The organism is Streptomyces sp. NRRL F-5122 (assembly GCF_001507435.1).
In the GTDB taxonomy this organism is placed as follows: domain Bacteria; phylum Actinomycetota; class Actinomycetes; order Streptomycetales; family Streptomycetaceae; genus Streptomyces; species Streptomyces lannensis.
In genome coordinates this window covers 1-854 of the sequence record NZ_LMWH01000097.1, presented here as the reverse complement: position 1 = coordinate 854, position 854 = coordinate 1, and the positions used below count along the sequence as shown (strand labels likewise).

1 protein-coding gene is annotated in these 854 nt (G+C 68.4%); it reads left to right on the top strand.

Annotated features, from left to right (window positions below; all coding sequences use genetic code 11):
• The coding region (locus ADL25_RS12400; RefSeq protein WP_199839145.1) for a hypothetical protein at positions 1–854 on the top strand (854 nt) is incomplete at both ends.

Sequence of the window (854 nt, the reverse complement as noted above, 5' to 3'; positions counted from 1 at the left end):
AGCAGTAGTGGAACACAGCGATCCCCCCACCCTCACCGTGCCGCCCCACGTCGCCACGTTGGTTGCACGCAGCGGGGACCTCAAGGGCGAACTGGTGGCATTCGCGCAGAGTCCGCGTTTTGCCCGGCGGCTGGATGCCCGGCTCGATGAGGCGGCAGACCGGTTCGGCTTCCTGGACGAGTCGACGGCCATCGACACCATCGACCACTTCGTGCTGCAGCACCGGCTGGCGGACGGCTCGACCGTCCTGGAGCGGTTTGTGGCCCAGCGGCGGCCGCGGTTGGGTGAGGACGAGCGGGCGATGCTGCTCGGCTGGCACGACGTGGTGGAGGGAGTCTTCGAGGTAGAGGGCTTCGAGGAAGACGCCGTCGTCCTGCACAACCTGCTCGACGACCTCGTCTACCAGGTCCACTCCAACCTGGGGCGGCGTGCCCTCGGCAAACTCCGCGCCCGAATGTTCGTGGCTGCCCGCATCGTGCCCGTGCACCCCGACACCGACGCCTGGCTGGTCAGCGGCAATCTCAACATCTACGCGGCCGGCGACGGACCGCGACTGGCACAGCTCGTCGTCCAAACGCTCACCGCCCATCCGCAGTTGCTGCGCCGCAATCCCGAGATGCTGCACAAGGCATGGCAGATGCAGGCCGAGGCCCGGGCAGACTTCATCGAGGTGTTCGGTACCGACATACTCGTCCTGGACCCCGGCGAGGCGCCCGCCCGGATGCGGGAGTACCACCGCCACCGGCAGGGCAAGGCCCTGGCCGAACTCGACGACGAGACCGCCGCGCAGGCAGCACGCGGCGGGCCCTCTCTCGACGAACTCAGCAGCATCCCCGAAGAATTCCACGACGCGG